This is a genomic window from Planotetraspora thailandica (assembly GCF_016863335.1).
Classification (GTDB): Bacteria; Actinomycetota; Actinomycetes; order Streptosporangiales; family Streptosporangiaceae; genus Planotetraspora; species Planotetraspora thailandica.
Genome location: NZ_BOOR01000078.1, coordinates 42,875 through 51,884 on the forward strand (window position 1 = coordinate 42,875; position 9,010 = coordinate 51,884).

The 9,010-nt window shown below is 71.7% G+C and carries 6 protein-coding genes; 3 read left to right on the forward strand and 3 right to left on the reverse strand.

What is annotated here, in order from left to right:
* Positions 1-9 precede the first annotated feature (9 nt).
* Positions 10-807 (reverse strand): tyrosine-protein phosphatase, encoded by a 798-nt coding sequence (locus tag Pth03_RS37315; RefSeq protein WP_203949209.1) that lies wholly within the window; start codon positions 805-807, stop codon positions 10-12.
* Positions 808-877: 70 nt separating this feature from the next.
* Positions 878-3,412, reverse strand: a complete 2,535-nt coding sequence (locus Pth03_RS37320) for a tetratricopeptide repeat protein (protein ID WP_203949210.1) — start codon at positions 3,410-3,412, stop codon at positions 878-880.
* Positions 3,413-3,629: 217 nt separating this feature from the next.
* Here Pth03_RS37320 and Pth03_RS37325 point away from each other — a divergent pair, with 217 nt between their 5' ends.
* Together Pth03_RS37325 and Pth03_RS37330 are read left to right on the forward strand one after the other, a co-directional pair.
* Positions 3,630-4,895, forward strand: a complete 1,266-nt coding sequence (locus Pth03_RS37325; protein WP_203949211.1) for an SGNH/GDSL hydrolase family protein — start codon at positions 3,630-3,632, stop codon at positions 4,893-4,895.
* Between the two features lie 37 nt (positions 4,896-4,932).
* On the forward strand, positions 4,933-6,483 hold the full coding sequence (locus Pth03_RS37330; RefSeq protein WP_203949212.1) for a serine/threonine-protein kinase: 1,551 nt from the start codon (positions 4,933-4,935) through the stop codon (positions 6,481-6,483).
* 13 nt (positions 6,484-6,496) lie between these two features.
* Here the strand turns inward: Pth03_RS37330 and Pth03_RS37335 are convergent, their stop codons facing one another.
* Entirely contained in the window at positions 6,497-7,150 is a 654-nt protein-coding gene (locus Pth03_RS37335) for an HAD family hydrolase (RefSeq protein ID WP_239119673.1), read from the reverse strand.
* Positions 7,151-7,247: 97 nt separating this feature from the next.
* Here Pth03_RS37335 and Pth03_RS37340 point away from each other — a divergent pair, with 97 nt between their 5' ends.
* Positions 7,248-8,783, forward strand: coding sequence for a gamma-glutamyltransferase family protein (locus tag Pth03_RS37340; RefSeq protein ID WP_203949213.1), 1,536 nt, complete (start codon positions 7,248-7,250; stop codon positions 8,781-8,783).
* Positions 8,784-9,010: the final 227 nt, after the last annotated feature.

Genomic DNA, 9,010 nt, shown 5'->3' on the forward strand with positions numbered 1-9,010 from the left:
CGAAGAGGCTCAGACGAGCAGGCGGGTGCGCATGGCCTCGGTGTCCCGCTCGGTCCACCCGTGGGCGTCGAGCCAGCCGAGCGGCCCGCCGAACCGGTTCTCCAGGGTCGTGAAGAACTGCGCCATGTACTCCGGCCGCGGCAGGTGGCTGTCGGCCGGCTTGCCGTCCAGGTCGGTCCGGTAGGTCTCGCTGGCGCGCAGCCTCGCGAGGATCAGCTCGATGCGCTCGCCTGTGGCGGCGTAGTCGGCGATGATCGCGTCCTTGGTGACCCCGGCCACGGCAAGCGCCAGGGCGCTCACCACACCGGTCCTGTCCTTGCCCGCGGCACAGTGGACCAGCGCCATGCCGTCGTCCTTCGCGAGCACGCGCAGGGCGTGGACGACGGAGTCGGGGCGGTCACGGAGGTAGCCGTAGTAGTAGCCGGTCACCCGCAGCTCGGCCATGGCCCTCTCGTCCTGCGGGTTCTGCCAGGGCAGGGCCCGGGAGTCGATCGTGTCGGCCTCGGCGTCGGTGTACTGGCCGCCTTCGGCGAACAGGCTGAGGTGGTGAATGCCGACCTCGGGGAGACGCAGGAGCGGGCCGGGCCCCTCCATGCGCACCTCGGCATCCGACCGCAGGTCGACGACATGCCGCAGCTTGAGCTCTCCGACCAGCCGCGTGACGTCGCTTCCGCTGAGCCCCTGAAGGTTGTCGGCTCGCAGGATCCGCCCGAACCGCGTGGTCGCACCGTCGGCGGTGGGGAGACCTCCGAGGTCTCGCACATTGACAGCACCGTCGAGAACTATCCAACGCTCTTTGTTGTTCATCACTTAAGAGAGTATCCAGAGGTATGTGACGGCCGCGTGATCCCACGATGAACGCCTGTCATACCCGGCATCAGGGACGCATGGCGCGTTCGAGCACATCCTGGGCGCGGGATACGCCGGCCTCGTTGGCGAGGCTTCGGTAGATCTCCAGCGCCTGTTCCACGGGTTCGCGCGCCTCCTGCCGACGGCCGGCGTCGAGGAGGGCTTCCCCGAGCGTGCGCAGGCTGCGGGCCAGCCACCAACGGTCGCCGAGCTCCTCGAAGTCGCGTACGGCGCCGCGGAGAGCGAGCACGGCTTCGGAGGTACGGCCAAGCCGGGCGAGCACCTGCCCTTCGGACAGCCCGGTCCTGGCGACGCCCCAGGAGTCACCGAGCTTGGCCAGCTTCTCCTTGGCCCGGCGCATGGAGACGTATTCCTGGAGGCCGTTGTTGGGGTCGCCGATCTCGCCCGCGGCCCGCAGACATCGGGCCTCCTCCCACTCCTCGTGGCGGTCGCGGAACGCCTTGATCGCGAAGCGAAGGGCGTTGCCGGCCAGGATGAACCTGCGCTCGGCGTCGGCGGTCCGCCCCTCACTCGCCAGGGCGCGCGCCTCGGCCGCGAGCACCTCGCCGAGCACGCGCTGCGTCTGGGCCTCGGAGTACCGGTTGCCGTCGGACTGGAAGACGCCCAGGGAGTCTTCCAGCAGTTGCCGGGCCTCGCCGTACCGGCGCTGGGCCAGCCGCAGCTCGGCCAGGTTGCGCTGGGTCCTGGCCTGCCACCACCGGTCGTCCTCGGCGCGGAAGGCCGCGATGGCGTCGATCAGGTAGCCCTGGCCGCGGTCCAGGTTGCCGTCGCTGAAGAGGGTCATGCCGATCGTCCGGGTGGCCCGCGCCGCCCACCAGGTCTCCCCCAGGCCCGTGAAGATCTCCAGTGCGCGCTCGGCGTCCTGCCGCGCGTCCTGCGACCGGCCGAGGCCGCCGACGACGGCGGCTCGCTCCAGCAGGGCGATGCCCGGGGCCCGGGAATCGTCGGCCAGAGGGGCCGCCTCGCAGACGATGTCGGCGACGGCCTTCCAGTCCGACCAGTACGCCCGCAGCGAGTGACTCAGCGAGCAGAAGGCCCGGCCCGTGCCCCACGCCAGATCCCAGAGCTCCGATGAGCGGGCCTGGTGGATCGCCGACAACAGGGCCACCCGCTCGGCGGTGAACCATCCCGCCGACGAGGTCTCCGCCTCCGACGCCGGCCTGCCCGTGTCCGGGCCCCGCCGTACGCCCCGGCGCCGCCAGTCCTGCGGCCAGCGGTCCGTCGCCGCCCTCTCGGCCCGTCGCCGATAGCCCGACAGCACCCGCTCGATCGCCGCCCGCCGCTGCGCCTCCGGTTCCTCCTTGGCCGCGAGTTCGCGGGCGAACAACCGCACCAGATCGTGCAGGCGGTAGCGCATCGCCCCCGTCGCGTCCTGGCCGGAGCATTCGGCGAGCTGGGTGTCGACCAAAGCTTCGAGCTGGTCCGCGCCGTCCAGCTCCGAGGTGTCGAGCAGGTCGCCGGCCACCCACCCCTGCACGTCGGGCGCGGTGAGCAGGCCCATCAGCCGCAGCAGGCGGCGCTGGACGTCGGTGCAGTCCTCATAGCTGAGCTGCAGCGACGCACGGACGCTCTTGTCGATCTTGCGGCCCAGCTCCAGATGGTCCAGCCGGCGCCGCTCGTCGCCGAGACGGTCGGCCAGCTCCCGCAGCGTCCAGTTCTCCCGCGTCGCCAGCCGGCCGCCGCAGATGCTGATCGCCAATGGCAGCCGGTCGCACAACCGCACGATGGCCAGCGCGGAGTCCAGGTCGGCCGCCACCCGCTCGTCGCCGGCCAGCCGGGCCAGCAACTCCACTCCCTGCGCCTCGGTGAACGCCCCGAGTTGACGGTCGTGCCGATTGCGCAGGAACAACGGCTGCCGCGACGTCACGATCACCGCGCATCGCGGCTCCGGCGGGATCAACGCCGCAACATGATCACCGTTTTGCGCGTTGTCCAGAAAAATCAGGATCTGTCGATTCTTCGTCCACGTCCACCAGAGCTTCTGCAGCTCCGCCAGCCCGCCGGGGTCCGTGGTGAGACGCACCCCCAGCGCGCGCAGGAACCCGAGCAGCACGTCCTCCGGCTTGGCGGTGCCGTCCGGGCCTCGCAGGTCGAAGTACAGCTGACCGTCGGGAAACGCGTTGATGATCTCGTGCGCGAACTTGGTCGCGAGGACCGACTTGCCCACCCCGCCCTGGCCGTAGATCGACACCACCAGCGGCGCGTCCCCGCCGCGATCGGCGAACCGCTCGCGCAACTCGGCCAGCACCTCGCCACGTCCGGTGAAATGCGCGATGGCGGGGGGCAGCTGGCCCGGGGCTGGAACCGCGTCCGGGAGGGGTGGCCGCCGCGTGTCGGGCCGGGGCGCCGCGGCGATCCAGGCGAGCCAGCCGGCCAGCAGGGCGACGACCACGGTGATCGCGATACGGGCCGTGACCGGAAAGTTCAAGATGCCGAGCGAGGTGCCGAGAGCGCTGGCGACGGCGGCGAGGGTCCCCACGGTGGCGGGACCCGCGATCGACGGGCGGCGGCGGGCAAGGGCTTTGTCGTCGGAGCGGCGCATCCGTCGTTTCCTTCGGGGGCATTCGTGGCTTCGTGGCCCCGAGCGCGTCGAGGGCCGCGAAGATGACCGCGTCTCACCCGTGATTCAAGCAGAATCGATCTACGTTCGCGCGGCGAGAGGCCGTAGATCGTCTGCACTGCACAAAACATGGGTAATGTATGGCCCCGCAGATCCGTCTCGGTTTGATCCGAGGCGCGCCTCTTCGGGGAGGAACCGGATGGCACGACCGGCTCATCGGCTGACCGTGGCGACCCTGGCTCTCGCGTCGTCGATGGTCGTGACCGTTGCTGCCGCGCCTGCGCCGGCGCAGGCGGGCGGCCCGAACAGTCCGGCCACTCCGAATCCGTCGCCACCGGTGGCGTCGCCGCCCGCCGTACCTGAGACAGAGCCGCAGCACATGGTCGGCTCGTGGTCGACGGCGAGCAACGCGATCCTCACGGCCGTCGGCGGCCAGACCGTCCGGATGGTCGTGCGGGTGAGCATCGGCGGCCCCGCCGTGCGCGTGCACCTGTCCAACGCGTACGGCCGTGCTCCCGTGACATTCGAGAACGTGCACCTCGGCAGACACGGGACAGGCGGGCGGATCGAGGCGGGAAGCAACCGCCCGGTCACGTTCGGCGGCCGGTCCTCGGTGACCGTGCCCGCGGGCGCCGGCGTGTGGAGCGACCCGCTCGACGAGCCGGTCGCCGGCGGCGAGGACGTCGCGATCAGCGTCTACGTGCCGGAGTACGTCCAGGGGGTGACCGGTCACGATCGCGCGTACGCGACCACGTACATGTCCGGCCCCGGAGACCACGCGGCCGACGAGTCGGCGGACGAGTTCACCTACGTCAGCAACCAGTGGTTCTTCGTGGACCGCCTCACCGTGCAGGCCGACTCCGACGTGCGCTCGGTCGTGGCGCTCGGAGACTCCCTGACCGACGGGACGGGCCAGGCCAACGACGTGAACCGCCGCTGGACCGACTTCCTGCACCGCCGGCTCGTGGACGCCTCCGAGACGCTCGGTGTGCTCAACTCCGGAATCGCGGGGAACCGGGTTCTGCTTCCCACCACGGGGCCGAGCGGCCTGTCCCGCTTCCAGCGCGACGTGCTGTCGCAGCCCGGCGTGCGGACCGTCATCGTCTACGAGGGCATCAACGACATCGCCCGGGGCTCCTACACGTCGGCCAAACCGCTGATCAACGGATACAAAAAGCTGATCAGGGAGGCTCACGCGAAGAAGCTCAAGGTGATCGGCGCCACGCTCACGCCGTTCCGCGGCGCCGGTTCCTGGGCCAGGGAGAAGGAGCGGCTCCGCCAGCAGGTCAACCATTGGATCAGGACGAGCGGCGCCTTCGACACCGTCGTCGACTTCGACCGTGCGGTACGCCGCCCCGGCGCACCCGACCGCCTGGCCCCGGCCTACGACTCCGGCGACCACCTTCATCTGAGCGACGCCGGGCGGCGCAAACTGGCCTACACGATCCCGCTCCGCGAACTCTGATGCGCGCGGAGCCCGCCGCGGTCGCTACCGTATGGCCATGGTCGCCCCCCTGCACCCCGATGACCCCACCGTCCTCGGCTCGTTCCGCCTGAGCGCCCGCCTCGGAGAGGGTGGCCAGGGCGTCGTCTACCTCGGTCACACCCCGGACGGCGAGCCGGTGGCCGTGAAGCTCATCAAGACCGGGCTCGATCCGGCCGTACGCACTCGCCTGTCCCGGGAACTGGACGCGATGCGCAGCATCGCCCCCTTCTGCACCGCCCGCGTGCTGACCGCCGAGGTCGACCGGAGCGAGCCGTACATCGTGACGGAGTTCGTCGATGGGCCCTCCCTTCAGCAGCGCGTCACCGACGGCGGGCCCCTGCGGGGCGGCGAGCTCGACCGGCTCGCCGTCGGCACCGCCACCGCCCTGACGGCGATCCACGGAGCCGGGATCGTGCACCGCGACTTCAAGCCCGGCAACGTGCTGCTCGGCCCCGACGGGCCCCGTGTGGTCGACTTCGGCATCGCACGGCAGGGCGAGAGCGACACGATCACGGCGGGCCCCATCGGCACCCCCGCCTACCTGGCCCCAGAGCAGATCTCGGGAAGCCCGGCGAGCCCGGCGTCCGACGTCTTCGCGTGGGGTGCCACGATCGTCTTCGCGGCGACCGGCAAGCGGGCCTTCGACGGCGGCACCGTCGCCTCCGTCCTGCACCAGATCATGACGACCGACCCCGACGTTTCCGCCGTCCCCGCTCCACTGAGAGACACGGTGCAGCGGTGCCTCGCCAAGGATCCCGCCGCACGGCCCACGGCCCGCGACCTGCTGCTCGGTCTGGTGGGGTCGACCCCCGACCCTCTCGCCGCGGGGGCGGCGGTCGCCGACGCCACGAACGCGGCGGCACAGCCGCCGGCGACGCCGTACGGCGCGCAGCCTCCCGTCCCGCAGCCTCCGGTCCCGCAGCAGGGAGCCACGCCGATGCCCGGGCCGTACGACCCGCAGCCGGCCGCGCCGTACGGCACGCGGGCGGCCGAGCCGCTCGCCACCGAACCGGCGGGGAACGGGCGCCGCAGGTCGCGGAAGGGCCTGATCGGCGGACTCGTCGTGCTGGCGGCGGCCGTGGTCACGGCGGCCCTGGTCCTGCCGAGCCTGCTCCCCTCCTCGAAGGGCGGCGTCTCCAGGGAGTCCACGCAGCCGCCCGCCTCCGAGGTGACGCACGGGACCGACACGTATACCGACCCGGCCACTCCCGGCACCGGCGACGGTGGTGACGGCTACGGCAACGGTGAGATTCCCGCGGCGTTCGCGGGCACCTGGAGGGGGCACATCACCGGGACTCCGGCCATCGCCACGAGCGAGTACGACCTCGAGATCGACCTGGACGCGGGCGACGACACCGGCAAGTGGAAGCAGACCTCGGGCGACTGCGAGGGCAAACTCTCGCTCACCGGAGTGACCGCCGCGGCGCTCACCTTCCGCCTGGAGGATGCCGGACAGTGCGTCCCCGGCACGGTACGGCTGGCACGCCAGGGCGACGGCCTCTCATACCAGTGGAGCGACGACCTCGGCCTGCTCACGGAGAACGGGGATCTCACCAAGGTCGAGTAGGCGGGCGGCATGATCACGCCCTGGGGGTGAGGGCGGGGAGCAGAGCGTCGAGGGAGTCGATCACGAGGTCGGCCTGAGCGGCCTCGGGGCGGGTGGAGTGGATGAAACCCCATGGCCCCCTGCGCAGCAGGGCCGCCCGCATGCCCGCCTTCCTGGCCGGGATCACGTCGTTGTCGAGCCGGTCCCCCACGTAGAGGATCTCCTCGGAAGCGTGCCCGGCCACCGCCGTGACCTTGGCGAAGAACCCGGGATCGGGCTTTTCGACCCCCCAGGCCGCCGAGGTGTGGACGGAGTCGACCGGCAGGTCCATCGCTACGAGGGCGTCGAACGCCTGAGGCGGCTGGTTCCCGGCGACGATCAAGCGGAACCCGGCGCAGCGCAGCCCGGCCAGCCCGCTGCGCACGTCCGGATACAGGTCGTCCTGATCGAAGTTCTCCCGCAGGCCGGCGGGGTCGTCCGCCCGCCACGCCTCGATCTCGGCGTCCAGGTCGATGCCCGGCCTGACCAGCTCGAACGCATCCCGGAGCGGCCGGTCGACCGCTGCCATGGCGCCGATGAGGCCCATGAAGGTCGACCGGGGCACGGCCAGCCTGTCTGCCCAGCGCGTCCAGATGCGCGTCTCGTCGATCAGCGTCTCGCCCACGTCGAAGACCAGCGTCCGGATCACTGTCGCTCCTCATCTTTCGTCACTATTTCGTCACTATCGCGGACACTCTAGGGGGCGGTCTCCTTCGGGCCCCCACCTCGTCGTAGAGTCCCGATTCATGAGTGACACCCGATACGCCGTGAACGGCATGGTATGCACCGTGGATCATTTGGCGTCCTCGGCCGGCGTGATCACTCTCGACCGTGGTGGCAGCGCCGTGGACGCCGCCATCGCCGCCAACGCCGTCCTCGCCGTCACCTCCCCGCACATGTGCGGGCTCGGCGGCGACCTCTTCGCCCTCGTCCACGACGGATCGGTCACGGCGCTCAACGCGTCGGGCCGCGCCGGCTCGGGCGCGGACCCCGACCGGCTCCGCGCCGAGGGCCGGGACCGCATGCCGCACCTGAACGACATCAGGTCGGTGCCCGTGCCCGGCTGCGTCGACGGCTGGGCCGCGCTGCACGAGCGCTGGGGGCGGCTTCCGCTCTCCGACCTGCTCGCCCCGGCCGTCCGCCTCGCCGCGGGCGGCTTCCCGGGCTCGCCGCTGCTCGCGCCGGGAGGCGAGTTCATCGGCTCCCTGCCGGGCGCCGGAGACTTCGCCTCGGCCCGCCGGGCGGGCGACGTCATCCGCCGCCCCGGAGTCGCCAGGACGCTGGAGGCCATCGCGACCGGCGGGCGCGCCGCGTTCTACGAGGGCGAGTTCGGCGCGGGGCTGCTGGAGCTCGGGGCAGGCGAATACACCCCCGCGGACCTCGCCCGTTCCAACGCGGACTGGGTCGACCCGATCGAGGTCGAGGTCTTCGGCCACCGGATCTGGACCATCCCGCCGAACTCCCAGGGTTATCTGCTGCTGCTGTCGCTGGCGATCCTCGGCAAGCTCGACCTGCCCTCCGACCCGTCCGACCCGCGCTGGGCGCACCTGCTCGTCGAGGCGGCGCGCGCGGCCGGGCACGACCGGCTCGACGTGCTGTACGAGGGCGCGACCGCGCCTCTGGAGTCGGCCGACGCCCGGCGGGCACGGATCGACCCCGAGCGGCGTTCCCCGTTCGCGGACCACACCGCTCCGGGCGACACCACCTACCTGTGCGTCGTGGACGGCGACGGCCTGGCCGTATCGCTGATCCAGTCGAACGCGGCCGGCTTGGGCAGCCTCCTGTTCGAGCCCCGTACGGGGATCAACCTCCACAACCGCGGCATCGGCTTCTCGCTCACGCCCGGCCACCCCGCCGAGTACGGCCCCGGCAAGCGGCCTCCGCACACGCTCAGCCCGGCCCTGATCACCCACCCGGACGGCAGGCTGCGCTCGGTCATCGGCACGATGGGCGGCGACGCCCAGCCGCAGATCCTGCTGCAGCTGGTCACCCGGCTGCTGGACCTCGGCCAGACGCCGGGAGAGCTCATCGCCGCGCCGCGGTGGGTGCTCGGCACCGGCGAGACCGGCTTCGACACCTGGCGGCCAGGCGCCGAGGTTGTCGTCGAGGTCGAGGACGGCGCCCCGTGGTCCGACGGCCTGCGCGAGCGGGGCCACGCCGTGACCGCCGTCGAGTACGGCTCCAACTTCGGGCACGCCCACGTGATCGACGTCCTCCCCTCTGGCGTGCTCGCGGGAGCGGCCGACCCCCGGGCGCTGATCGGCGCCGTCGCCGGCCTCTGACGATCTCAGGGCCTCTGCGTGCGGTCGCCGGCCGTACCTCGGACGACCTGCCGTTGTTCTGAACCACCCACCGTTCTGGACCACCCACAGCATCGACAGCTGAGCGTCTGGGTTCCGCACCCTGTCGGGTCGGCTGCCTCGGGCGGCCGACGGTCCTTCAGAAGGGAGGCGGATCGTCATTTGGTCCGAGTGGGCTTGGTCGGTCAGGCGAAGTGGCCGGGCTGCGA

Bases quoted from the DNA above. Each gene is read 5' to 3' on its own strand.
- Pth03_RS37330 (WP_203949212.1), top strand. From the start codon at position 4,933: ATGGTCGCCCCCCTGCACCCCGATGACCCCACCGTCCTCGGCTCGTTC.
- Pth03_RS37340 (WP_203949213.1), top strand. From the start codon at position 7,248: ATGAGTGACACCCGATACGCCGTGAACGGCATGGTATGCACCGTGGAT.
- Pth03_RS37325 (WP_203949211.1), top strand. From the start codon at position 3,630: ATGGCACGACCGGCTCATCGGCTGACCGTGGCGACCCTGGCTCTCGCG.
- Pth03_RS37320 (WP_203949210.1), bottom strand. From the start codon at position 3,412: ATGCGCCGCTCCGACGACAAAGCCCTTGCCCGCCGCCGCCCGTCGATC.
- Pth03_RS37315 (WP_203949209.1), bottom strand. From the start codon at position 807: ATGAACAACAAAGAGCGTTGGATAGTTCTCGACGGTGCTGTCAATGTG.